Origin of the sequence: Halogranum rubrum, assembly GCF_900114455.1 — an archaeon.
Lineage (GTDB): Archaea > Halobacteriota > Halobacteria > Halobacteriales > Haloferacaceae > Halogranum > Halogranum rubrum.
Genome location: NZ_FOTC01000004.1, coordinates 27,964 through 52,474 on the forward strand (window position 1 = coordinate 27,964; position 24,511 = coordinate 52,474).

Annotated in this window: 26 protein-coding genes and 4 pseudogenes; 18 read left to right on the forward strand and 12 right to left on the reverse strand. The window is 56.5% G+C overall.

The window, feature by feature from the left end; translation table 11 throughout:
- Window positions 1-382 (forward strand): toxin-antitoxin system TumE family protein (locus BM083_RS23680; protein ID WP_218148977.1); only part of this gene is annotated, 382 nt, incomplete at its 5' end.
- 318 nt (window positions 383-700) lie between these two features.
- The gene (locus BM083_RS22885) at window positions 701-925 is read left to right on the forward strand and encodes a hypothetical protein (protein ID WP_143085754.1); all 225 of its coding nucleotides are present in this window, start codon (window positions 701-703) and stop codon (window positions 923-925) included.
- Window positions 926-962: 37 nt separating this feature from the next.
- Here BM083_RS22885 and BM083_RS16170 read toward each other — a convergent pair whose 3' ends face one another.
- Entirely contained in the window at window positions 963-1,937 is a 975-nt protein-coding gene (locus BM083_RS16170) for a DUF7983 family protein (RefSeq protein WP_089870603.1), read from the reverse strand.
- A 265-nt stretch (window positions 1,938-2,202) separates the two neighbouring features.
- Complete coding sequence (locus BM083_RS16175; RefSeq protein ID WP_089870605.1) at window positions 2,203-2,421, reverse strand: hypothetical protein; 219 nt, start codon at window positions 2,419-2,421, stop codon at window positions 2,203-2,205.
- Between the two features lie 330 nt (window positions 2,422-2,751).
- Here BM083_RS16175 and BM083_RS16180 point away from each other — a divergent pair, with 330 nt between their 5' ends.
- Window positions 2,752-3,513 (forward strand): hypothetical protein, encoded by a 762-nt coding sequence (locus BM083_RS16180; protein ID WP_089870608.1) that lies wholly within the window; start codon window positions 2,752-2,754, stop codon window positions 3,511-3,513.
- Between the two features lie 635 nt (window positions 3,514-4,148).
- A complete protein-coding gene (locus BM083_RS16185; RefSeq protein WP_089870610.1) occupies window positions 4,149-5,045 on the forward strand; it encodes an SOSS complex subunit B family protein in 897 nt (298 codons plus the stop codon).
- A 534-nt stretch (window positions 5,046-5,579) separates the two neighbouring features.
- Here BM083_RS16185 and BM083_RS16190 read toward each other — a convergent pair.
- Complete coding sequence (locus BM083_RS16190; protein WP_089870612.1) at window positions 5,580-6,383, reverse strand: hypothetical protein; 804 nt, start codon at window positions 6,381-6,383, stop codon at window positions 5,580-5,582.
- Window positions 6,384-6,458: 75 nt separating this feature from the next.
- The gene (locus BM083_RS16195) at window positions 6,459-7,256 is read right to left on the reverse strand and encodes a hypothetical protein (protein ID WP_089870614.1); all 798 of its coding nucleotides are present in this window, start codon (window positions 7,254-7,256) and stop codon (window positions 6,459-6,461) included.
- Between the two features lie 114 nt (window positions 7,257-7,370).
- On the opposite strand from BM083_RS16195, the gene BM083_RS16200 reads away from it, so the two are divergent.
- The 6 genes and pseudogenes from BM083_RS16200 to BM083_RS22890 all read left to right on the forward strand — a co-directional run bounded on the left by BM083_RS16200 (window position 7,371) and on the right by BM083_RS22890 (window position 12,007).
- Entirely contained in the window at window positions 7,371-7,829 is a 459-nt protein-coding gene (locus BM083_RS16200) for a hypothetical protein (protein ID WP_089870616.1), read from the forward strand.
- A 153-nt stretch (window positions 7,830-7,982) separates the two neighbouring features.
- Window positions 7,983-8,488 (forward strand): annotated as a pseudogene (locus BM083_RS16205) (transposase); the annotation flags it as partial.
- Between the two features lie 163 nt (window positions 8,489-8,651).
- On the forward strand, window positions 8,652-9,608 hold the full coding sequence (locus BM083_RS16210) for a transcription initiation factor IIB (protein WP_089870618.1): 957 nt from the start codon (window positions 8,652-8,654) through the stop codon (window positions 9,606-9,608).
- A gap of 129 nt (window positions 9,609-9,737) precedes the next feature.
- On the forward strand, window positions 9,738-10,610 hold the full coding sequence (locus BM083_RS16215) for a biosurfactant protein 1 (protein WP_089870620.1): 873 nt from the start codon (window positions 9,738-9,740) through the stop codon (window positions 10,608-10,610).
- 223 nt (window positions 10,611-10,833) lie between these two features.
- Complete coding sequence (locus tag BM083_RS16220; protein ID WP_089870622.1) at window positions 10,834-11,238, forward strand: SWIM zinc finger family protein; 405 nt, start codon at window positions 10,834-10,836, stop codon at window positions 11,236-11,238.
- Between the two features lie 202 nt (window positions 11,239-11,440).
- Entirely contained in the window at window positions 11,441-12,007 is a 567-nt protein-coding gene (locus BM083_RS22890) for a hypothetical protein (RefSeq protein WP_143085755.1), read from the forward strand.
- Window positions 12,008-12,417: 410 nt separating this feature from the next.
- On the opposite strand, the gene BM083_RS16225 is transcribed toward BM083_RS22890, so the two are convergent.
- The 3 genes from BM083_RS16225 to BM083_RS24230 form a co-directional block, all read right to left on the reverse strand.
- Complete coding sequence (locus BM083_RS16225) at window positions 12,418-13,971, reverse strand: FG-GAP repeat protein (protein ID WP_089870624.1); 1,554 nt, start codon at window positions 13,969-13,971, stop codon at window positions 12,418-12,420.
- Window positions 13,972-14,410: 439 nt separating this feature from the next.
- Complete coding sequence (locus tag BM083_RS23440) at window positions 14,411-14,563, reverse strand: hypothetical protein (protein ID WP_245756912.1); 153 nt, start codon at window positions 14,561-14,563, stop codon at window positions 14,411-14,413.
- Between the two features lie 224 nt (window positions 14,564-14,787).
- Entirely contained in the window at window positions 14,788-14,988 is a 201-nt protein-coding gene (locus BM083_RS24230; RefSeq protein WP_089870627.1) for a DUF7835 family putative zinc beta-ribbon protein, read from the reverse strand.
- A gap of 362 nt (window positions 14,989-15,350) precedes the next feature.
- Between BM083_RS24230 and BM083_RS16240 the strand changes: the two are divergent.
- The 7 genes and pseudogenes from BM083_RS16240 to BM083_RS16265 form a co-directional block, all read left to right on the forward strand.
- Window positions 15,351-15,584: pseudogene (locus BM083_RS16240) on the forward strand (hypothetical protein); the annotation flags it as partial.
- A 43-nt stretch (window positions 15,585-15,627) separates the two neighbouring features.
- Window positions 15,628-15,759: pseudogene (locus BM083_RS22895) on the forward strand (IS5/IS1182 family transposase); the annotation flags it as partial.
- Window positions 15,760-16,888: 1,129 nt separating this feature from the next.
- On the forward strand, window positions 16,889-17,872 hold the full coding sequence (locus BM083_RS16250; RefSeq protein ID WP_089870631.1) for a formate/nitrite transporter family protein: 984 nt from the start codon (window positions 16,889-16,891) through the stop codon (window positions 17,870-17,872).
- Window positions 17,873-18,122: 250 nt separating this feature from the next.
- Complete coding sequence (locus BM083_RS22900; protein ID WP_143085756.1) at window positions 18,123-18,344, forward strand: hypothetical protein; 222 nt, start codon at window positions 18,123-18,125, stop codon at window positions 18,342-18,344.
- 202 nt (window positions 18,345-18,546) lie between these two features.
- Window positions 18,547-19,038, forward strand: coding sequence for a DUF7995 family protein (locus BM083_RS16255; RefSeq protein ID WP_089870633.1), 492 nt, complete (start codon window positions 18,547-18,549; stop codon window positions 19,036-19,038).
- A gap of 168 nt (window positions 19,039-19,206) precedes the next feature.
- Window positions 19,207-19,470, forward strand: coding sequence for a DUF7389 domain-containing protein (locus BM083_RS16260; RefSeq protein ID WP_089870635.1), 264 nt, complete (start codon window positions 19,207-19,209; stop codon window positions 19,468-19,470).
- 54 nt (window positions 19,471-19,524) lie between these two features.
- The gene (locus BM083_RS16265) at window positions 19,525-19,746 is read left to right on the forward strand and encodes a DUF8129 domain-containing protein (RefSeq protein ID WP_089870637.1); all 222 of its coding nucleotides are present in this window, start codon (window positions 19,525-19,527) and stop codon (window positions 19,744-19,746) included.
- A 29-nt stretch (window positions 19,747-19,775) separates the two neighbouring features.
- Here BM083_RS16265 and BM083_RS16270 read toward each other — a convergent pair whose 3' ends face one another.
- Window positions 19,776-20,216: an HVO_A0114 family putative DNA-binding protein gene (locus BM083_RS16270; RefSeq protein WP_089870639.1), complete on the reverse strand. Its 441-nt coding sequence runs from the start codon at window positions 20,214-20,216 to the stop codon at window positions 19,776-19,778.
- Window positions 20,203-20,511, reverse strand: a complete 309-nt coding sequence (locus BM083_RS16275) for a toxin-antitoxin system TumE family protein (protein WP_089870641.1) — start codon at window positions 20,509-20,511, stop codon at window positions 20,203-20,205. The genes BM083_RS16270 and BM083_RS16275 overlap by 14 nt, the downstream gene beginning before the upstream one ends.
- Before the next feature lie 432 nt (window positions 20,512-20,943).
- Between BM083_RS16275 and BM083_RS16280 the strand changes: the two are divergent.
- Window positions 20,944-21,540, forward strand: a pseudogene (locus tag BM083_RS16280) (RNA-guided endonuclease InsQ/TnpB family protein); the annotation flags it as partial.
- Window position 21,541: 1 nt separating this feature from the next.
- Here the strand turns inward: BM083_RS16280 and BM083_RS16285 are convergent.
- Genes BM083_RS16285 through BM083_RS23450 form a run of 3 tightly spaced genes read right to left on the reverse strand, consistent with a single transcriptional unit; the run spans window position 21,542 to window position 24,423 of the window.
- A complete protein-coding gene (locus tag BM083_RS16285; protein WP_089870643.1) occupies window positions 21,542-23,785 on the reverse strand; it encodes an amino acid permease in 2,244 nt (747 codons plus the stop codon).
- Window positions 23,782-24,258: a universal stress protein gene (locus BM083_RS16290; RefSeq protein WP_089870644.1), complete on the reverse strand. Its 477-nt coding sequence runs from the start codon at window positions 24,256-24,258 to the stop codon at window positions 23,782-23,784. The genes BM083_RS16285 and BM083_RS16290 overlap by 4 nt, the downstream gene beginning before the upstream one ends.
- A 3-nt stretch (window positions 24,259-24,261) precedes the next feature.
- Window positions 24,262-24,423 carry a hypothetical protein gene (locus BM083_RS23450; protein WP_177197668.1) on the reverse strand — a complete coding sequence of 54 codons (162 nt, stop codon included), beginning with the start codon at window positions 24,421-24,423 and terminating at the stop codon, window positions 24,262-24,264.
- Between the last annotated feature and the right edge of the window lie 88 nt (window positions 24,424-24,511).

A 24,511-nucleotide genomic window follows, 5' to 3' on the forward strand; every position in this document is an offset into this window, starting at 1 on the left:
GCGAGTCGCACAGCGGCTTGGGTCACAGCCCTTTGTCACGCAGGTCAATCCATTTCCCTCACACAAACCGGCGACTGTCGAGGTCGTCTTCGATGCGACAGCCTATCCAGACCAGGTCTCGCGGGTGTACGTCGACCTCGAAGTCGAACGCAGTGGCAACTTCTACATTCATTACGTCGAACAGTGGGACGGTCACCAGAAAGAATGTCGGTGGGACCGCCACGAGAATCCACATAACAACCGAGACCACTATCATCCGCTCCCCGATGCGTCCACTAACGACGCTGTAGATCGAGCGTATCCTGCTGACTTCGTTGCGGTTGTTGGAGAAGTGCTTGCGGAGATTCAGTCTCGATGGGGAGAGACGTTTGACGAAGTCTGAGTTACGCACGATGGGGTGTCGTCCTCGCCACGGGATGTCGTTAAGATTCGTTCTGCTGTATAGTCCACTATGGAACTCCCGAAATCCTCTCTCCTCAATGTTGCCCGCGGAGCTGGTGTACTCGCGTGTCTCAGCGGCGGGTATGGGTTCTTGTTCATGCTGGGCGCATTCGGGCCCGTCTCATGCTGGACGACGCAGACGGCCACCGAGAGTGCCAGTGGAAAGTCCACCACTGTGGTCACTCGTGGTTGTGAAGCAGGAATCGACTACCTCTTCGGGAGCACAGGCGGCAACGCCCCAGTCCTGTTTGGTTGGGCCATGGTACTGATCGGACTCGTCGCCTTTGGCGGAGCTGCTGCGTGGCTTGGCTATCGACACATCATCTGGGCGACCGTAGCCATCGGGACGAGTATCTCGATTCTCGGTATGCTGAGCATCGGATGGTTCTTCGTGCTTCCAACGCTGTGCCTACTGATTGCCGCGGTCGCGCTCACCGTCCAGGCCCGCCGAGAGAGTACTGGGAGACGCCCAACGGCGATTTGAGAACGAGATCCAAGACGGTAAGGCCCCAAATTCTGCATCAGGAACGTGAGCCGACTTCCGTCCCAGGCGTGAACTCGGTCAACTCCTCAATTCGGCGTTCGAGTGCCTCGACTTCCTCGCGTAACTGCTCGGCTTCTGGGTCATCACTTGCAGTGAGTCGATCTTTCAACCCTTGCAGTCGCGTTTGCTTGTGTTCGTCGTCGACGTCGGCTTTCCGGACGTACGCACGTTCTTCGATATCGTACACTGCCGACTCCGGAAGGTCGGTCACGTCGAGTGCGTCATCGACTTTCTCGCGGTCGATACCCATGACCTGTTCGCGAGGGACACCCGCATTTTCGAGGACACCCAATACTTCCTTGTCGTCCTTGAGGGTGCGATTGCGTCGCGTCGTCCGCTGGACGGATCCGTACTGACCGTGGACGGGTTGGTCGTGGTGGAGTCGGTCAAGCAGGCGTTCCCGGACCGACTGACGGAGGTCACCAGCGTTGCGCTGGACGTCCGAACACAGCGTGTAGAGATTGATGAGCACCGGCGTCTCGCACTCGGCGAGTGCCGTTGGGTCGTGCCGTTCGAGCGCGTCGATGAGAAGCAGCATATCCGCATAGACGTCGAGGTCGGGTTCGACGCGTTTCTCGTCAGCTGCAGTGGGCGTGCTTTCAACGAGTTGTGAACTCGTCGGGTCGTCGGTTGCAGTAATCGTTCCGGCCCGCTCGTCGCACTCGTAGCGAGGGTGAAGACTCAACACCGCCGCATAGGGTTCGGCGTCGGGTGGGAGTCGGCTCAAGTCGAACGTGCCACCGACCTCCTCGATCCGCTCGGCAAGTGTCGCGAACTGGTCGCGCTGCAGCGGTTGTGAGTCGCCGGAGTCGACGAACTCGATAACGACACGGTGTTCTTGGCTGTCGGTAATGTGGAATCGCGTCTCCGTGAGCGGCGTCACGAGTGTCGCCTCAGCGGGGAGTGCATCGCACTCCTCGAGCAACGTGTGCCAACTCCCAGTGAATGGCATACGCGACACTTGCCGCCAGTCGATAAAACGTCTCGGCTCGCTTTCGACGACGAGAAAAATTCTGGTTCGCTAGCGGGAGTCTCCACGTGTTGAAATCGGTCAACCGCGACGTCTCATACTCGCCCGAGAGCTTCGGAAACGGTGGAGTCTGTCGTCGGTGTTGCAGAGCAGTGTTAACCAACGCAAGCCGCACAATTCCGAGTTTGTTGGTTAACAAGATGGCAAGTGCTCAGTGTCTCGATGTTCTGGCTCTTGCCGGGACGTGTTACGGAGTAAGCCGGAGTCCGTTCGTCGATTCATAGACGTACCCCTTCAGCAACAGCTGTTCGAGGAGGTCCTCCGCCTCTGGCCGCTCGAACCCACCGTCAGTGAGGAGATCGACAGCTGCGTCGTGTGTAATCGTCCCGTCCTTATCGCTTCCCTGCGTTATCAGTTCCAGCGCAGTTTGCTGTGACGGCGTCAACGGGGTTGACGAATGCCGCATTATTCATGTCTCTGTTGGCGACCACCGAGACTGTTGGGGTTGTGTCGGCTTCTTGGGTTTCTGTTTGTTGTGTGAACCCGGGGTCACTGATTCTTCATCCTCGACGTCGGATTGTCTCATATCAGACAATATATAATAGCGAGACACGAAGTCTGACCAGATTTCGATGCCCTCCAACCAACAAGACGACTGTGAGAGTGAATACTGATGAGACGCCGTGGAGTACTCACATCGCTAGCGTGTGGGGCCAGCATGTTGGCTGGATGTGCGACCCGCGAGAGAGACAGCCGCAGTCCGGTCTCAACGTCTCAACCTACACCGCCACCAGATGTGACGACATTCACCGAGACGAAACCACTCCCCGAACCGAGTGACGTGTCTAGCCGTGCAGTTGCTCAATCGTTCGTTGAGACATACGAACAGCGCTACGTGTATAACGAACTTGTCGGTGGATTCGGGAGCTCAGGGGTAGCGGCGAAGATTACGGTTGAGCCAGCGCGTGTCGCTGTCGTCCACACGACTGACTCGGGGTACTACGTGTTGTCCTCCTGTCGGGGATCCGCACGCTACTTCGACCCAGATGGATCGCCGAGTAGCGCAACCCGTAACGCTTCGAGTGTTGCCCACTTCGTGAGCGATGAACTACACCGGCGAATCCCGTTCAATGCCTATCGGTGTGAGCGGCCTGTCGTTCAGACAGCCACTGCGAACAACAGCGACGAGCCACTCGCCCGGTTGCAGATCTACGACTTCGAGACTAAGCCCGATTACGAAGACTTTGAGCAGGGTGGACGAACAGTCGACGTCACCGTCCGGAACGCCGACGAGGAGGTCATCCTCGAGCAAGCATATCAAACATCGCTTCCGTTGACGGTTCAGCCCGCAGTCACCGAAACACCAGGGTCGTATACACTCGCTGCCTCGCTTACCGATGGACCGACGGTTCAGTATGAGTGGGACCTCTCAACACCGGGTACTCCCAGCTGGTGGGCACTCTGTCTAGTAATCACGGCTGGTGGCACGTTGGCTATCAAACTGTGGTACCCAAATGAAGAAGTTGGCGTGCCATCGAATGGCGTCTGTAGACACTAACGTGAGAAGTGCCCACCTTGTCGACGTATTTGGAGCGTTTGTTCGCTTCCGTATTGAGTATGGAGCGACAGTCGAGAATGAAAGCCCCCGAAAGCCCCCGGACGTTCGACGGCTGCGCCTCGCTGCGGTCCTCGCTCCGCTGTGGTCCTTACGTCGGCTCGCTCGCCGAGCGTCCGGCCCCTTTCAGTCCCACCCGGTGTAGAGTGGTTAGCGTCGCTTCATCACTGTCTACCAGGTGTGACGCTTCGGTACGCCCGCTCGCCGTCCGGTCGGCCGGTCGCCTGCACTCGGCTCACGCTGTTCGCCTCGGCACGCCGCGGGACTCCCGGTGGTCGTCCCGCGCGTCGTTCGCTTCTCCCGAAGCGCCAGCGGGTTAGTCAGTCGACGCCTGCGCTCCGGTGGGTGCTCGTCGTCGACGAGACTAACTCCGCTGGCCACTCGGACCGGCCTGTCCGGCGCGCGTGCTTGTCTGTGTCCTCCGTATAGGCGCGCTCTCGCTCGCGCCCCAGGGGGCGCTCACGAAGGCGCGAGCGAGAGCGCGGAGACGAGTCTGTCGGGTGACGGTGTGAGAAGTCCGCGATGTTAGTGCATCGCGGTGTCGGGCGCGTGAGCGCCTTCAGGTCTTGGTGAGACCAATGTCAAGTAACAACGCAACCAGTAATGTAGTTTCGGTCGATGAACAGGCGTTCGAGAAACAAGACGAAGCGGAAGTCGACGAGGACGGCTTCGAGGTCGTCGATGAGACGCCGAAATTCAGAGCGACGGTGCAGATGGAAGTGCAAGCGAAGGTGGATGCGAACCACCCGGACGGAATCGTCGACACGAGTGACGAGCGCATCTACGGGGCAACCCTCGAACAAGAAGAGCGCATTCGGGGTCGCGAGGAAGAGCTAGAGCGCATCAGTGCCAGAGCGACGTTTGGAACGCAAGCGGGACGAGAAGAGCGGTCGCGAGACGTGGCGGCGACACGGAGTGTAGAGCGACGGACGAAGTTCCAGAAGCGAGCGGCGAGTGTGGATGTGTGGGCCGACCCAGAGCGAGCTGATCCACGTGAAGAGCTGACTCAGGACCAGTTGGCGGCGGTGAACACACAGGCGGTGCGATTGAGTGAGAAGCTCGATGGCTGGTCGCGAGCGGCGATTGGGCGGCGACTCGGTGAAGTCGTCGCCGGTGAGACGGACATGATGAGCGCGGTCGTCAGCGTGTTCGAGGCGTTGCAGACGGCGCCGGGACAGGTGGTACCCATCGGGAAGCTCGAGGATGTGAATCGCAAAGAGGTGAGTGTTGAAGGGCGCGTCGAGAAATTGTGGGTACCCTCCCATCCAAGTATCAGCCAAGTGGGTCTCATCGCGGACGACAGTGGACGAACTCGAGTGACGGTCTGGAAGGCGTCAAATGCACCCCTGATGGACGAGGGCGAGCAGGTGCGCATCGATGGCGCGGCGCGAAATTGGTACGAGGGACGTGTCTCCCTGGCCGTCACTGGGTGGTCGAGTCTCACCTTCCCTGAGCGCGGTCGGTGGTGGGAATAGCCGGACGACGTGGCCTTCTTTTTGTTACGTGCCCGTTCGCCCGCTTCCCGCCGCCCCACCCAACCTCCACGGTCCGGGCGGCTCGCAGAGCCGCCGGGCTTTCGCTATCGTTCGGTGGTGAACTCGTTCCGTATCGGCGGTCTTGGATTGTTCTCGGTTGGTGATAGGTTTCTGTAGCCGTGCTAAATCGAGACCGCAGTCTCGCATATCTGAAAATTACAGAAGACATAGATCCCAAGTAATTCACGCTAAAAGTATGGGTGGTTCTCATCGAGGTGCTCTCCATTTGCTGGGTACAGGCTCATGGCCGGGTTAGCGGGATGCAGTATTACTACAGTCCTTGAGGTCAAGAAAGGCTTGAAAAGCGTACTGCCGAAAACTACGCGACACACTTTCTGAGATGGGCGTAGCGGAGGAATCAGACACCACCGATCGAGGGCATCTCTAGCAGGATGTGTTTATCATCGGCCATCAGAAACCGGATGAATCACACAAAAAACTTTGCTAACGATGCTATTAACGTGTGTGACTCTGCTACATGCAGTTTGCCCAGTTGTGGTCTGCTTCGCTCCAATCTTTCTGGGTGTGGCCCATGTAGTCCTTCTCCCCATTGGCGCAAAAGTCCCAAGACATCCCACCACCAGCATCGACTGAGAAACCGCAGAGTTCGAGTGATTTGTAGGTGTGGACGTATTTCCCAGCGATGGTTGTCGAGTCACTATACCCGCTCTCGGTACGAACGTGGACGCCACCGTACCCCCAGTCGCTGTCGTTCCTATCGATGTGCACCGCGTCGTGATACTTAAAGCTCAGACCGTTCAGCATGTTGCTGCGGTCATAGAATTCAACGTTGCTACTATTGACCCAACTGTCGTTTTCGATTTCGAATGTGTTGTCAGGCCATCCGATCGAGAACCCGTCTTTTGATTCGACGCCCCAAGCATTGTCACCAGTGTTAAGATCGAAAGTATACTCGAAGTAGATATCGTACGGGTCAGGGTTGCAGTTCCTGTGCCAGGCCGTTATGTTGAGCGTACCGGTCATGTTACCGTCGTACAATCGGCTGGTGGATAGCCCGTCTTCTTCCCCCCAGTGGCTTGACTGCATAGGGCTTTGGGTAGAAGTAGTCCAGACTGGGTACCCCTTCTTGCGGAGGTATTTGACGAATTTATCGTTGTCACCGGTCTTCTCACGGAGCCTTCTGGCACGTTCTAAATCGCGCCGGAACTGGTTCTCCTGTGCGGCAGTGACAGTGCCGGCCGTCGAGAGACCAATGGTGCTTGCGCCGATCGTCTTCAGTACCTTTCGTCGACTAGTCTGTCTGTTGTTTTCCTTCATTTGTGTGATAGTGGTGTGGGTTGGTAAATTCGTGTTAACTTGTCTATATTGATGGATACTTTGCAGTCTGATTAGTTATTGGCAGTTTGCCCAATACTGGTCAGCCTCGCTGTAGTCCGTCTGCGTGAATCCCATGTAGTCCTTCTTCCCGTCGTTGCAGAAGGACCACGACGGTTCTCCTGACCCACTCGCAGAGGCTCCACAAATGGTTAGGTTATCATACGTATGAGCCCACTTCCCGGCAAAAGTGGAGCTATCGCCGTATCCACTTTCTGTATTCATGTAACAGCCACCGTACCCGGAATCGTAATCATCTCCCCAATACCCACCGAGGCCCGTGTCGTCATATTTGAAGAAAACGGCGTTCAAGCTGTTATCCCGCGTGTGGAAATCGACGTTGCTACTCGATGTAGCTGAGTTCTCTTCGTACTGGAAATCCGACGCAGGCCATCCAACAGAGAACCCATCTTTGTCACCATCCCCACTACCGCCGTTCATGTTCCACTCGAAGTAGTATTCTGCATAGACATCATACGGGTCTGGGTTACAGTTTCTGTGCCACGCACTCACGTTGATAGTCGCGGTCAACTCGTCACTTGAAAGCCGCTGCGTTGACGGCCCATCGTTCCCTCCCAAATGAACCTTGTCGTGCACTGTGTTCGATTTTACAGCGTAACCCTTCTTCTGGAGATATTCAATGAACTTGTTATTCTCCCCGGTCTTCTCCCTGAGTTTGCGTGCCTGGTCAACGTCGCGTCGGAATTGGTTCTCACGTTTAGCAGTGACGGTGCCGACCGTTGAAAAGCCGATTGCGCTCGCGCCAATGGTTTTCAATACATTACGCCGGTTCGTATTGTCTTGTTTCCGAACCATCACCTATTACTTTCAGATGATTTTATATATATCTTTTCATCCAATTGGTTTGGTAATTCTATATTGGAATCAAGAATAAGATATTTGTATTTGGGTTATAAACACAATCTTGAAATGTACCGTCGGAAATTCCTCGCAACGAGTAGTGCCCTCCTGAGCCTCGGAATAGCCGGATGTCTCGCCGGCGCCGATGGAACAGACAAGACACAGAATAAAACTGTAAGCGACGAGGCCCAGAATCAAGCTGGAAAAGTTCAACTAAAACGAATCCGCATAGAAAACCACTCGGGAAAGCAGACCCTTTTCAATGTTGACCTCGCCCGTAATGGAGACCATCCGTATCACAGTCAACTGGATATCGGACCCAATGAAACAGTCACCATCTCGGATTGGACCCAAACCGGCAGAACCTTTACCGCCGTCGGTATGTCAAAGCGGTTTGGAAATTACGAGATGGTAGCTGTCAATTCAGCCGAAGAGCAGTCGATGAAAACATTGGAGATCCACTTCACAATTGATGAACAAGGCGATGTTGCCGGAACAGTCAAGCCAATTAGCGACTCGAATGCATGAGCGTTTGACTGTAAATTGATTCCCGGATTTGAAAGGCGACGTGCATGTTGTCTATTGGATTATCGTAGCCAACCGGATATTCAGAGACAGACTCTTTGACAACGGCACTCGGTTCTGCATCAAGAATCTATGAACTCCTACGATAATCCCTATGGATACGCCGCTCTTGATAGCACGTTCTTCGACCGCCGCCGTGCGTCTCGTACTTCCGCCAGCGGTCGGGGAGCACCGTACAGACGCTTAAATTAACGACATTAACTGATGTGGAGTACTCTTGGAGTTCTCGGCGTTCACATCACAGCGTGGTGGAAACACGATACGAAAGCCAAATCGCAGGTCGTCCGCCGGTACGAACGCGGAGACCTGCAGTCCGTGGCTGCCGACAACGGATTTCAAGAATGGCACATCGATACGAGATTGCCGCATACGACATTGAGTACCTTGTTCACTACCGTGGATCATCACCGAAAGCAGCGGTGAACAACGTGCTCAACCAGACAAAAGGCTACTCTCAGCGTTGGATGGCCGAAACGTCGTACTCAACAACGAAGCGCTCGCTCGGCGATGCCGTGCGAGCGCTGGGTTGGTATCGTCAGTTCCGTGAAATTGTCTTGATGTTCGCTATCACCAACATAGAATCGCTGTGTGAGTCGCTTTAACTGTCACGCAGCATCTATTCAATAGAGCAGATATTCTCTATTCAGCACGCACCTTCTGTCAGCACTTGGAAAATTCGACGAGACAGCAGTGTTGTTTTTCTGCCCCTGAGGGGTGAGGGGCGCGTGGAGACGTGCGATTCGTCTAGTGTCCTTCGTGAGTACCATGGCAACGAGAAACATCTACGAAACGGCGTTCGACGAAGACGTCCAGTGTGAGTCCAGTTCGAACAGCTGTCCCGAATGCAACGGTCACGTGGCAACGAACGCCCTAGAAACAGTCTGTGAAGACTGTGGGCTCGTCATCGCAGACCAGCAAATCGACCACGGCCCCGAGTGGCGCTCGTTCGAAGACGACGACACCAACCGCGAACGGACGGGCACCCCACTCACAGCGGCCCGTCACGACCGGGGCTTGTCGACCACGATCGGGCGCAGCACCGATGGGAAGAACAATGCACTCTCCAGTCAGAAACGATGTCAGCTTGCCCGACTGCGACGTGAACACAGTCGTAGCCGGTTCCAGTCGAAAGCCGAGCGCAACCTCGCACACGGGTTAGGTGAAGTCCGAAGAATCACGAGCACGCTCGAACTCGGTGGCTCGATTCGCGACCAAGCGTGTCAGCTCTTCCGGAGTGCCCAACGCGAGGACCTCTTGTTGGGTCGGTCGATTGAAGCGATCGCCGCCGCCAGCGTCTACGGAATCTGTCGGTGTCACGGACGGCCACTCGCACGTGACGATCTCGTCGACGTTGCTCGTGTCGACCACTCAAGTGTCACGAACGCGTACAAGACGCTCAACAAAGAACTGGGTCTCCCGACACAACCCGTCGCCCCACAATCGCTCATTCCGAAGCTCGCCTCGGAACTCAATGTCAATTCACAGGTTCGTCGTCGGGCACGGGCGCTTGCCGAGCGCGCGCATGAGACGTCCATTACGAACGGCTATCAGCCGTCTGGGGTTGCTGCAGCCTGTCTCTATCTCGCCAGTCGTGAACACGGAGAGTCACTGACACAGACACAGGTTGCAGCGGCCGCTGGAACGACGCCGGCGACATTGCGAGCACGACATGCAGAACTCATCGAGCTAATCGACGGGGAGGTCCAAGTCGCATCAACGTAGGATTCATTCAGGAGAGGACAGCGTCGACAGACAAGACGAGTGCTTCTGTGGCCGAACGCAACCCGAGTACGCTTCGTCGGGGTCGTCTGGATATTGAAATACGAGGACGGATGAAATCGAGACAAGCCGATGACTGACCACTACGCCGACTACGAAACACTTCGTCCCGTGGGTGAAGCGACCCGGATGCCGGATCGCGAACTCGATGCTCGTTTCGACGCTCAGAACAACAGTCGTTCCATCGCAGGCTACCCAGCCGAGGCTCAACAACGAGAGACAACGTGTGCTTCCTGTGGGACGTCGATCCCACCCGGCCAGCCAAAGTGCCGATTCTGTCTCACACACCATCTCGATCCATCGGACGAGCAGCATCACTCGGACACTGAGCTGTCGCTGCTGCACGTTGTGCACCTGTTCGTCGAGTCGTCGACGTACTACGGCGCCGTCGCAAAAGGAGCCGCTGCAGCGAGACTGCTTGTGACGAATGCGTCCGATCCCGCCGTCGACGAGTGCCAGCTCATCTACGACTTCGACGAGGAGCCTGCTGCACAGTTGACCGACGCGTGGCCAACACTCTCCCCTGCGCTGCGAGTCGCTTCGAAGTATGGTGAGGAGGTGCTTGCAGTTGCCCGTGAGCGAACGACCTGGGGAAGCACAGCTCGCTCATTGAATCAACACGCGACGTACCTCTACGACGAGAGTGGGAGCGCCATTCGAGATCAAGCGAAACTCTCGACGCTCCTCGAGAGCGCCGGCGACGACGGCTGGCTCGTGCCAGCGATTGCACTGCAGCACGCTCCCGTGGAGACGCGTTCGGAGTCTCAGGAACACCGGATACCAACGAAGAGGTCGCTGCAGTGTTGGGAGTGTGACCGAGAGACGATACATCGGCTTTCGACGTTTGAGGAGAGTCCTGGCGACAAGTGGAGTGGACAGCCAATCTGGGAGTGCAATCTCTGTGGAACACCCTGCTTTGGGTCAAATCCGGGAATAGAGACGTAGGGTCGCGCAGAGAAATTCCGAGAGAATGGTGGGGGAGGAGGGCCGAACTGTCAGCGAGTCATTGTGCCGACAGGAGTAGCGAAGTGAGTTCCATATAAATTCTTTCTGGTGAGAAAGCTCGTGAACGGAACTAAACAGCAGAGTGGTTCCGATTTGTATCCTCGGAGAGATTTTATCCACCCCCTGAAGGGTGCGGGGCACTCGAGAGGTGCCTCGTCGACCCATGACGAATGCATTTGCACACCTCGACACAACCCGGAGAGTCGTCAAACGAGCCCAGTATGAGGCATTCGAGTTCGAATGCTGTGAGGGCGGTATTCGCGTTAGAAACTGTAGTCACGCCGAGCCAGCAGAGCACGAGTACCACGTCACCGTCGACGACGGAGTTCCGGTAGCGTGTGAGTGTCCAGCCGACGCGAAGTACTCGTCGGCGTGTAAGCACCGTGTCGCAGTTGCGATTCGAACTCCACTCCTCGATGCCGCTGCAACGCAGGCGGTCGCCGACGGCGGAACCGTCGTAAGCGACGGCGACGCTGGGGAGTCAGACGAGTGCGACTGTGCAGACCTTGGCGACGGGTTTCCCTGCTGGGAGTGCTATCGAACGGGGAAGCGAACACTGCCGGAGTAGCACCGGCTTACGGCTCACAAAGCGAGCAGCTATCGGTGTGTTTCTCCAAGTGGTGACAGAAAGCGCGTGCTGAACTTAGAGGGTGAGTCTTGCACGGCAGCTATTGACTCATTTTGGTATTGTAAGAGGTGAAGCAGCAGCCTTGGTACGACTGTCTCGTATTTCGACAAGAGCTATATTTCAATTGAGTGTAAGATGTGTAATGAGTCCTCCACTCTCTCGCCGTCGGTTTCTCACTCTCAGTGTAATTGCTGGTGCGAGTGCTATTTTTGCCCTCTCCAGCCACGCTGAAGTCACGCTCTTCGGGTCAAATAGAGTTCGATGCCGAGGAGACCCCGTTTCAATTGAGAAGACAGTACTCGATAAACCGGGGTACGATGACGGCTTTGAGTACATCAGTTCCAAGAAGATTGTCCGAACCGTCACGCTCGCGAATAGTGAAGGCCCAGTTGAGTTTACAGAGCAGCGCTTCAAGAGGTGGGCAACTATTCAGTGTAGAAAAATAGGTAGTCAGCATGTGGAGGCTGTAACCGCCGAGCGTCTCGGGACAGATAAGATTGACTCGGCTATCGGAACTCATGCTGAGAAGTCAGTTATTGTACTGGAACCATTGACAAACCTCACGTCCGACTCAAACCCAGCCGTTTCGGTTTCTCAACTTGCAGACGTTGCTCCAAAATCAGTCACTGTGACGGTGACATTGGAAGACAGCACACTGACGCAGTCAGTAGCTGTGTTTGCCGATTATGTCGCACGGAGGCCCGGATAAACCACACTCTCGTGCTACACTTGCGCCCTGAGTTCAGCATGCCCGCAGAAATCTCTCTGAATGCTGTCAGAAGTCGCGTGCAACACTCAGAGGCAGTATTCAGCAATCGAACGACATTCAATTCGCGACGGTTCAAGTGAAATGACTGGTAGCTCGTTTCAGCGAGTTACTTGAATTACGGAAGGAGGGTCAAAGCGCCGGCGGCTCCAGAGGGCTGTCCTCTCGCTCTAGGTATCCATTTGAGGGTAATAGAGAGCGCACGATTTGCTCATATTTTGAAACACCGATTTCAGCAGGAAAACTCGCACAGGCCCGAGGACCTTCAGGAGATGTATAGACGGATTTATCGGCCGTCCAAAACGTAGCAGGGACTTCACGATTTCCGTGCACCAACAGGAGTTCTACCGGTCCTACCGCTTTCTATAGGCGGCAATATCCTTCTTGGTGAACTCTCCGTCGCCGTCGAAGTCCAGCGCGACCACCTGCGCGTTCGTGAGCTGAATCTCTCCTTTCCGGTGGGCGGCCTCCAGTTGCGTCAAGCGCGAGACGTCGTGGCCGTCGACGTCACCATCGCCGTCGAGGTCCTCGTAGAGCCCGTCACCGTCGAGATCTTGGGGATCGACTACCTTTCCGTTCTTTAGGACGATCGGCTCCGGGAACACCGCCAACTGCTCCAGTTCGAACACGTACGCCGAGCCCGAGTGGCGACCATTGTCGTCGTCTGTATACGCCCCAATGAGGGCGGTGGTCCCGTCGGCGTTCACCGACACCGAGATGCCGAAGTCATCTAAGGCAGCGGCGTCGCTGGCGGTGAGTTTCGTCTCGGCTGGTGGATCCTGGCACAGGTCGTAGACGTACGCCGATCCCGATTCAGTGCCAGCGTCATTATTTCCCCAAGCTCCGACGAGGGCAGTTGTTCCGTCACTGCTCACTGATACGTCGTGGCCGAAGAGATCGCCGTCGGCGGCGTCGCCGGCAGTGAGCTTCGTCTCGGCTGGCGGATCCTGGCACAGATCGTAAACGTACGCCGATCCCGATTCAGTGCCAGCGTCATCATCTCCCGAAGCCCCCACGAGCGCCGTGTTCCCGTCGCCGCTCACCGACACCGCTGAGCCGAAGAAATCATCGGCGGAGGCGTCGCTGGCGGTGAGTTTTGTCTCTGTCGGCGGGTCCTGGCTCAGGTCATAGACGTACGCTGAACCTGAGTATTCGCCAGTGTGATCATCTCCCCGTGCCCCGACGAGGGCGGTGGTCCCGTCGGTGCTCACCGACACCGCAAAGGCGAATTCAGCACCGCCGGCGGCGTCGCTGGCGGTGAATTTTGTTTCGGTCGGTGGGTCCTGGCACAGGTCGTAGACGTACGCTGAGCCTGAGTATTCGTCAGTGTCGTCGCTTCCGTGAGCTCCGACAAGGGCAGTGTTTCCGTCACCGCTTAGCGAAACCGCGTAGCCAAAGAGATCGCCGCTGGCGGCGTCACTGGCAGTGAGTTTCATCTCGGTCGGTGGGTCCTGTCTCAGGTCATAGACGTACGCTGCCCCCGATTGAATGCCAGCGTCATTATCTCCCGAAGCCCCCACGAGCGCCGTGTTCCCGTCGCCGCTCATCGACACCGCAAAGGCGAATTGAACGCCGCTGGCGGCGTCGCTGGCGGTGAGTTTCGTTTCAGTCGGTGGGTCCTGACTTAGGTCGTAGACGTACGCCGACCCTGAGCCAGGTCCAGCGTCGTCGCTTCCGTGAGCTCCGATGAGCGCCATACTCCCGTCGGCGCTCACAGATACAGATACGCCGAAGTTATCTAAGGCGGCGCCGTCGCTGGCGGTGAGTTTCTTGACCTGAGTAAACAGTCGGGTGGATCGAACCTCGCTAAGGCGGCCGGCGGCGACGAGCGAATCAAGTTGGGCACCGAGAGCTGTCCCGCTTCCGGCGACGCTTGCGGTGCCGAGGATACCGAGTGCTTTGAGCATCCGGCGGCGGGAGTGATTCGCTATCGGGTTGGTTGATCTCGTATGGGTTTTGTTTTGCACGTGAGTTCTCCTCCAGATGCCACCCGGTGGCTTCCAGTGTTAACTAATTGACTTGATTGGTGATAACGTTGCCCGTGATTATTCATGTAGAGTTCAATACCATTGGAAGTGGGACGAAAGAGAGGTGGCTCCGACGATTGGTCGGGGCTGGCCCTCGGAAGAGTCGTACAACCGGTTTTGCGGTCACATATCCCCGAACGTGCCGAATTGAAGATTGTTCTCTTTCCGAATCCATCTTCTGTAACTACCATTTTAATCCCTCATCAGATGGCAACGGTAGGTAACCGACTTGCGCCCTCTCTTCAGCACGACCGCAGAAACCTCACCGAACGCTGTCAGGAGTGCCGTGACACACACCGTGTAGAACACGTCGCGGCCGTTACTTCGTAATTTGGAGGCCAGTGCCGGTCTCGTAGAGATAGCCTTTCAACAGCAACTGTTCGAGGAGCGCTTCGGCCTCGGAGTGCTCGACGTCGCCGGTACTGATCCAGTCGATTGCTGTGTCGGGTGTGAACGGCTCGTCTGTCTCCACCGCCTGTTCGATCTGCTCGAAGGCTGTTTGTTGTGTTGGGGTCAATTGGTTCGGCGAATGCCGCATTGGGAGTCAGTGGTATCGTGATGCTGTTACTATTATCGGTTGCTCGCCTGGTCACGATGTCGTGTTCGTAGACTCAACGATTACCGTGAAGACATCACTTGCTATTTCAAGAGTGAGTGGACGTCGCGAAAAGAGTACCTTGTGCGGCGGTGACCGTCTCAAGCGTTGTTCATCCGCAGTGCTGTCTTGGTTTGACATTCCATGCAAGTCGCCACGCGATACGGCTCGCGGGAGTACTCCGCGTTCTCCGATTTTGAACTCTCTTTCCGGAGCTCCACCCGGACCTTGTGGAGCGTCTCGCGTGCGCATTCAGAGCATGCTTCTGTGGTTCCGTCAAGGTCGGATGGTTTGGTTGCCATAGTAATCTGTAGGACTCGCGGAGACCGAATAAAGACGGAACTCCGTCTCGAATTGTTGTACTCTGTTCCGGATGTTTTTCGACTCTTAATCACAGCACTGCGTTGGCTTCCAGCCTGAAACACATCGAGTAGTAACGAGAGCAGTCTCCCCGTCTCTAAGCTACCCGACCGCGAACGTGCCCACGATCAAGCGCTCAAACAGGTCACCGAGACGAACCAGGGAGACATCGACGTCAAACACATCGGCAACCTCGGGGGAACTCGCCTTTGAATCGTTTTGCCGTGAATACCTGCCCATGGAGATGTGGCACTGGGAAAACAACGACGCCATGCGTCTATGTAATCCAGAGAGCTACTCGGGCCATGACTTCGAGGTCTCTGAAGCTCAAGGAGACGGACTTCCCGATTACAAAGGCGGGGTCGTGACGCATAAATTTCTACGCACCTTCGCTGACTACATACAGCCCGACGAAGAACTCGATATCCAGACAGCAGGGTTCACGGAGTGCCGACTCCCAGTCCTCGCAAAGCGCTACATCATCCGGGAAGGGGAAGTCCTGTACGCGGACCTCAGGGCCCCTGAACCAATCGACAAGTGGCGTCGGACAGTTCTGATTGAAGCAATCAGCCGGTCGCGCGTCGATTTTCTTCGCATTGAAGCATCGGTTTGGTGAGACGTTGCAGGCTAGAACGTGGTTTGGACAGTTCAGAGAGCTCGTCCTAAAGTCCGCCGTCAGAAACATAGAACAAGCCGTCAAGGTCTCACACTAGCGTTCTTCCGCGTCTAAACAAGGCACAGGGCACGCAATGCACTATCCGGTTCACATTATGTCCGTCAATCTCCTGTGCGCAACCAATTGAAAGATGAAACTCTGAGCCTTCAATTCTACCAATTTTGAATGTATATTACTACAGAAATTATCCATTTATAACGTGTGGCCCTAATGTACTTCAGTACAGCACCGGTTGACCGTAAAAATGACTACCTATACTGTTTACAGGTGTAGTGATGGGCACTATTACGGTGACGGGGACATCTGGAACCAGCTTGAGTCGGGAGCGTGGACACCGTGTTGCTGGGATACGGAATCTGGAAAAGAGTGGATAGAAAGACAAGACGGAGAGCTACTGATTCTCGAACCGATTTCCAAAACTGACCTTCCAGAATCCGTGCGAACTGAATCGGCTGCCGCTGGCACTGTTGTCAAAAATAGCGACCAATAGCAGATGAGTTGATCGAAAGCAACTGGCTAGGTTACACTGAGTCGAAGAGAAGGTCCACGAGTTGAGTCGCGATTTGAATCCGACAATTCGTGAACCGACCATCTCAGTACACACTGTAAGTTGTGCTACCGAGTCAGAGGGAAGGTGTGCACAGTCGACCCCGACGCGCCGTGGTAACTCGTCTCATTCGCTGACATTCTTTTCGCGGTGAATGTGGCCGCTAACACTCCCGTATTTGTAAACGTCAGCACTCACACGAACTACACGCTCTGTTCTGAGCAATCCGACTCGCACATACTGGATGCTGTGCCAGTGACCGATTCGCGCCCTCTATTCAGCATGATTGCAGAGACCTCACCGAACACTGTCAAGAGTCGCGTGCTGAGTATAGAGGATGTAGTCAACGGAATGTCAGCTTCAGAGGAATAGTCACCAGTTAGTTGGCCCTGACTCACATGCACGGGATAACGGAACGCCATACGTCCGAACGCCGGTAGCCGTCTCCCGCTTGCCGCTGATAAATTTATAATGCTACATATTGTCACCCATATTCGGGGAGAGACATTATGGTACCACCATTTCATCTTAGTCTGGGATCGCGGATTATTCAGGTCCGACGAGCGGACCCGACTCCGAATACAGTCGAACCACAGCAGCTGCTGTCTGGAGGGTATTCATGAGCGACGAATCCGAGGACTCGCCACCAGTCGTCCGATCCCAGGACCGGGCTGCTTCCGGCGTCCCGGCAGCGGGCTGGGCACTCGGCGATCGCTTCTCATGGAATGAAATCCATCAACGGCTGCTCGCGTCCGCCGACGAGGAAATCGCCAGCACGCTCTCGGAACTGTTTTTCAGCGGTTTCACCGCCGGCTTCGCGATCGTCTTGACGTTCATCGGCTACACGGTCGGGACCGCGACGTTCCCAAACAATAGATTCCTCGCCGCAGTGCTGTATCCGATCGGGTTCATGTACATCATTCTCGGACGGTACGAACTGTACACCGAGACCACTCTCCCACCGGTCAAGCTGGTGCTGACCCGGTTGGCCAGTCTCCCCTTGCTGTTACGCATGTGGAGCGTTGTCCTGCTGGCGAATGTCATCGGTGCCGCGTTCGGCGCGTTCATCCTCGCAAACACGCACGTACTTGCGCCGGCAGAGATGGAGGTCGGAGCCGAATTCCTCCAGCACGGCCTCGAACTGGGCTGGTGGGACCTGTTCTTCAAGGCCCTGTTCGCGGGGTGGCTTGTTGCTGGCGTGGTGTGGCTCCATACGGCTGCGCGAGACACGATCTCGCGTGTCGTAATCACCTATCTCGTCTTCTACACGATTCCCGTCCTCGGCCTGTACCACGTCGTGAGTTCGGGCGCTGAAGCACTCTTCGTCGTGTTTCTCAAGACGCCGAGTCCGGGGGTACTCACCCTGATTTATGAGTTCTGGCTTCCGATCCTGCTTGGCAACACGACTGGTGGCGTCGTATTGGTCGCGCTCGCGAGCTACGCGCAAGCCGTGAGACGCCGGTATCCGGAGATTCGGGTTCTGTCGAGCCGGGAGATGCTGTTCAGTTTGAAAGGCGGTCGCCCGTTCGAAACGCCGAGACCGGGCATCCAGTTACCGGAAAACGGTGGTGGACCCGAGGAGGAATCCGACACAACTAGGTGACGTTGTACTATAGACAACCTGCAACTCTCCATTTTGTGGGATGGTGCTGAATATGCGCGCTGAGTTCAGCACGACCACAGAGACCTCACCGAGCGCTGTCACGAGCGGCGTGCTGAACTTAGAGGGTGTATCTGTCACTGAAATCTTGTTTGCTTAGTCCCATCGGTGCTGAGTTGACCCAGGTATAGCACAAGTATTCATTTCGGATTGTCACAAAATCTATTTATCTACTCTATTGATTACTACGCATATGCCCTCCCAGAAAGCAGGAAGAATAGTGGCTCTGATAGCTGTCCCAGTAATAGTCTGCTCTGCGGTCTTTGTCCTATATGCCGGCGTGACTGGTTCTTTACCAGCGATTTTTGGTTTCGAGAAGGGATATGCTATCATAGTTGGTTTACAGCTCCTAGCAGCGATTCAGATGTTGCTAATTGGCTCTAATTCTCGTCTACTATCATACGGCTCTGACTGATAGCTTGCCCATACATAACATCGAGACTCAAGCAATCGTGTGACCGACTTGCGCGCTGAGTTCAGCACGGCTTCAGAAACCTATCACAAATTGTGGATTAAACGAGAGCGACGAGATACATAGAAACTAGAGCACACCGGAAAGCGTTTTTCTGCCCCCCAAGGGTGCGGGGCGTCACACACATCGCGTCCCGAGAACCACAATGCACCAACTCATCTACGCGCTCGTTGAAGCACCGAATCGGGACGATGCCCTCACCAGAGGTAACGCAGCGTTCGACCGACTCGTCGGCGTCGGCCCCGACACCGCTGCCGTCTTTGATTACTACGTCACGTTCGACGACGAGACAACGTCTGTCGCCGGGAAGGCACGGTGGGGTGAACTACCCGTGGTGGCACCGGTCGGCTCCGACGAGGGATCGGAACTCCTGGAACGAGGATGGAACGCAACGACCGAAGAGTTCGAGCGGAATCTCGAACGAGTGCGAGCCGCCGTCGACGAGTTCTCTACTGAGGAACTCATGCGCGACAAAGAGCTTGCTCGACACGCTTGCTACAATCTCGGGGCGTACCGTGGCCCGTCGCTCTTCCTGTACGATGAGTACGGCGGGGCGATCCGCCATCGCGACCAGCTCGATCGCGTCCTCGAGTCCGATGAGCAGGTGTGGATTATCCCGGCGGACGTCCACTACTAAGCGAAGAATCGCGCGAGGAAACGGGCACTATGGTCTTAACCAACAGAGCGCGACCGTTGCCGTTTCTGTTGGTTAAGGCGATGACGAACCTGCGAATTCGGTGAGCGCCGAGTGAGTTTTTTCACCCCCAGAGGGGTGCGGGGGACAGAGAACCCTCGCAGTAAACCAATGACTGACGACAACCCAACAGCGACGGAATCGAATCGAGAGGAAGCAACTCAGACGGAATACGTCGAGCGCAGCGACGTCGGCGTGTCACTGACGGTGAAACTGAAACGTGGAACGGCGACGAGAGACCAGGACGAGCTGACGGCCAAGGCCAAGGCACGAACGCTTGCGGAGGCCCGTGACGACATGGACACGCTGCGAGTGTATCTGCACGACCTCGCCGAGGACGTTCGGCAGATTCAGCCCGACGACGAGTCAGAATAGAGCGCTCGGAGAGCTGGTTTTTCGCGCCTCCAGAATGGCTGGAGGCGAAACTTAATGAGCAACGACTCGGCCGAATCAACGACATCGACCGGCCTCACACCCGAGCAGCGTCTCGAAGCGCCGACTACCAACCTCATCGATGCAGGTATCGCGACCATCCACGACATGGCGACGCTTCGAGCCTGTGTCGCCTACGAGAACGCGAATCAACAGCGCGTGCGGATTCTCCGGCGACTCGCAGAGCGGGCACAGGAGATTCGGACACAGGAGAAATGAATCGTATCGGTGAGAGACAAACGGATATCTCAGGCCTTCGCGCTATCATCAACTGGTTCTGTATCAGTGATCGCAACCGGGAGTTCGATATTGATGTCATCGTACCACACCGTCGGCTTTTTCGAGCGACCAGCCTGCTCAAACTCAACTAGTCCGAGCGTTTCGAGCTCCGAGAGGTTGTCATGAACCTGCCGGACGTCGCGACCGACGAGTCGTGCAGCTTCACGAATACTCTGTGGCTCTTCGCGAGCAATGGTTTGCAGGAGCTGGACGTTTCTTGCTGACAGCAATCGTTGAAGATCTTCCTCCCGCTGGAGGACGACCTCATAGAGTGGCTCTGGTTCATCGCCCGCTTCAAGGGCTGCGAGCTGTGCTTCGACCGCATCGAAAGCATTGTCAGGTGTGCCGACCCGAACGGTCAGCGTCCGGCGGTCGTTCGGTTCATCATTGGTTGGTTCAGTCTTGCTCATATTCATTCACCTCGCGTCGAAATCGCTGCAGGACCTCGACGTAACTGCCGGGATACTCGTAGTCGCTGTCGATGTCCTCGCCAACGTGACGTTCGTGTCCTTTCGTCTCCGGATGGGCATTGTCGTAACGGAGAATCGTGTCTCCCGCCTTATTCCCGTAGTGCATGCTGTACTTGATTCCCTCAGGGTAGGCTTCTGACTCAGGAACGGACCACACCGAGATATGCGCGAAGCGATCCGATTCCGGATAATCGATTGTTTGATCGATGATTCGTTTCGCACCATTCCCGGCCATCTAATGTTGTTATGCACCACATCATCATATATGTTGTTGTAGGGAACAACAGTACCACAATATCGACGAGAATCAGCAAACGCTCGCCGGCAACGAGGCGGCCGCTCGCTGCTTGTTCGAGAAGTAACCAACAGAGTGGGGCCGATTCCGGTCTTGTTGGGTAATGCATCCCGCAGTAGTGTTTATCCGCCCCTGAGAGCTGCGGGGCGGCGGTGCCTCGCAGGTGACTCCCTGTGTCCATCCACGACTTCTCAGAACCGACCAGCGACAGCGCGACAAACTCCTGTATCTTTGTGTCTTCTCGAATAATCAAGAGCGAGAAGTCGGAGTCGTCTCGATATTGAAATACGAGGACGAATGAAATCGAGACAAGCCGATGACTGACCACTACGCCGACTAGGAAGCACTCCGCCCCCTGGGTGGAGCTACCAAAATTGGGAGAAACAGCGTGTCATTGTTGCTCAACGATACGCGGAGTTGAAGCAAAAGCGACGTGACTTCCTTCACAAACTCTCAAACTACTACGCGAGAGAGTACGACCTTATAGCGGTCGAAAACCTTGACGTGAATGGGCTGGTTGAGTTACCATCTGATTCCCGAAACCGCGCTGGCTCCGCGTGGGGAACGTTCCTCCGAATGCTCGAATACAAGTGCGGACGAGAAGGGACGCACTTCGTCACAGTCGAGCCAGCAGGAACAACAAAGGAGTGTGCGTCGTGCGGTGTCACAACAACAAATCCACTGTGGGTTCGTGAACACGCCTGCCCCGCGTGCGGATTCACAGCGGATAGAGACGCGAATGCAGCGTGGAACATTCTTTCTCGCGGTCTCGACAATATAGGAGTGGTTCACTCCGAATCAACGTCCTCAGAACCGCAGAGTGGTTCTGATGTGCGGACGAGAGCGTCGCTCTCGTCAACGCCTGTGGAGACTGCGCTTCCTGTGGATACTTCAGTATCTGCAAAGCGCGTCGTCGAAACAGGAAGCCCCGTCCTCAACGAGCGCGTCAGCGCGAGTAGGGCGGGGTAGTTCACCCCAACAATCGCTCCCGAATCGACCGAGCATGTGGCCGTTCAGCGAGTAGTACGGACGTGTCGACGGCATCAAGTACGGATAGATTCAGCGACCCCCCGATGATTCGCGAGAGCAAGCCACGCTCAGTAGCTCCGACGATGATCAGTGTCCGGCCAATCGCTGCATCTCCGATTGCGGTTTCGACATCACCTGTCTCTACCAGTAAGTCGACTTCGTCCAGCCCGTGCTCGGCAACCCATTCCTCTAAGAACTCGCGACCCGTCTCCACGTCGTCGGTCACGTGGAGGACCGAAACGTTCGCGTCGGCTGTTTCCTGCAGTGCCCGAGCGACTTCCGCAGACAACTCAGAGGAGTGGCCGCCCGCGGTTGGGAGGAGGATCTCGCTCGGATCGAATCCTCGTTCGTCGAGAACGAGAACGTCACACGGCAACTGGTGAATCAACTCGTCGAGTCTTCCCTCGGCACGACCCCCGGCGAGACGCGTCCCTCGGTGACCCATGATGAGTCGATCAACGTCGTGCTCGCGTGCCGCATCGAATACCTCCCCAATCCCCTGATGGGAGAGGATCGTTCGCGTCTCGACGGGGACACCGAGCGCTTCGGCGTCAGCCCGGGCGTCGGTCAGTAGTTTCTCCGAGGTCTCGGAAATACGCTCGCGCCGCTCGGCGGCTGCCGCCAGCGATGTCTGGTCTGGCACCTGAATGACGTGGGTCGCGAGGAGTCGCCCGTCATCGTGTTTCGCAAGCGCCGCTGCCAACGTGACGAGCGAGTGTTCGGTCCGGGGGTTCGAGAGCGCGACCATCGTCGTCGGACCATCCGTGTCAGCCCCTGAACCATTCGGTGCGACCGTCGCCGCTGCGTCGACGACAGACGAGGGCAGCACCTCCCCGCGACTCAGAATGTGCCGGCCGAGGAGCCCTTGTCTGTCGGCCCGACGACGTGCGTACGCGAAGTACCACACCAGCGCTGCGACGACGAAGGCAGCCGAGAGGAGTAGTTCACGCTGGCCGACGAACGCCAGCAATCCGAGCGAGAGTATCATTCCGAGGATGGGGGTGATCGGATAGAGCGGCACCCGGAACGCGGGTTCGTACTCAGGGTCGGTTTCCCGGAACACGATGAGTGCGGCGTTCATCAGCGCGTAGACGACCAGATGCAGGACGCTCGCCGCCTTCGCGAGAACTTCGATGTCCTGGCCCAAGAGCGCAATGAAGACGACGATCATCGCACCCGTGACCAATATCGACCGGTATGGCGTCGCGTACGAGGGGTGGATCTCGTTGAGCCAGTTGGTGACGATCCGATCGCGTCCCATCGCGAAGTTGATCCGTGCCGACGCGAGGATCGACGCGTTCGCGCTCGACGCCGTCGCGAGCAGCGCACCAAGCGTGACAATCGTGACAGCGATCCCCGCGAGACCACTGGGGAACGCGACTTGCGTCGCCTGTGTGAGCGGTGCGCTCTGGCTCAGGTCCACCCACGGTACCACACCGAGCATGATGCTAACGAGAATCGCGTAGAGGACCGTCACGATGACGACACTGCCAATAATCGCTAGTGGGAGATTCCGTCCGGGATTCTTCAGTTCCTCAGCGACGGTCGCGATCTTCGCGTACCCGAGAAACGAAACAAAGACCAGTGCCGTCCCCGGGAGGATCGCACCGTAGCCGAACGGCGCTGCCCCACCGTCACCGAGGAGTGTCGCCAGGTCGAACGACAGCCAGCCCTGGACTGCGAACAGGGCCAATATTGCCAGCAGAATAGTGACGATGACCGTCTGCACCCCACCAGTCTCTTTGGCACCAATGTAGTTGACGCCCACGAAGACAGCGCCGGCGATGAGTGCACCGACTTGAATATCGGTGAGAAACAGGACACTAGGCATCGAGATCAAGGTCGCGAGATACTGCCCAAATCCGATGCTGTAGAACGCGCTCGCGAACGCCAGTCCCATCCAGTCGCCGAGCCCTGCAATGGAGCCGAATAGGGGACCGAGGGCTCGGTTGACATAGTAGTAGCCACCGCCGGCTTTCGGCATGGCTGTCCCGAGCTCGGAGACCGACAACGCGTTCACCATTGCGATGAGCCCGCCAATCACGAACGAGAGTATGACGACGGGGCCAGCCGTACTGGCTGCCACACCTGGCAGCACGAAGATACCCGCACCGATCATCGTGCCGATCCCGATGGTCAACGCCGAGAGTAACCCCAGATCCTTCGCAAGTTCTTCGTCGCTCATTCGCCGCCCCCTGTGCTGCGTGCCCGCGTACTATCGTTCGACGACAAGCGGGCCTCGTCTACCGCATGGAGTGAAACGACGGGGAGTTTGGGATCTGTCACGAGACGGGCAGCGGTATCGCCCGAAAGTAATCGGGCGAACCGATTGCCCCCCCGGGGACAGAAGGCAATCGCTGTTGCACTAACGTCGAGCGCAACATCGACGATCGTCTCGGCGACGTTTGTCCCGAATTCGAGTCGACGTTCGACCATTACCTCGTCTCCGAGTCGTGACTCGACGGCTAAGAAGAACTCTCTCGCGTCTGACTCTCGTTTCTCCATTGGGGCTTTATCCACGACTCCGCCCCCTTTCTCGATGACGTGTACCACGGTGATGTGTTTGATCTCACTCAGATGTGACGTTAGGACAGCTGCGGTCACGGCTGCGTCCGTTTCGTCGGCGACTGGAACGACGATGTGGTCGAGGAGAGACATTTGTCAGCCACCTCCATCGACCGTCGATCCACACGGATTCTGGTGCACCTGATAGTCGCGGACGATGGATTGCCGGGGCAGTCTCCGTCTCGCGTCGAGACAGCGAACGATGGCGTCCGCTCGGCGTCTACCGAACGGTTTCCGGTCGGTCCTTGTTCCGTCCATAACCGAGGGCAGTTTCGAGATTATATAAAGACTCCCATTTAAATTTTTGACTTAGAAAAAATAGACACCCAAAATTTTTGTCTTAAAA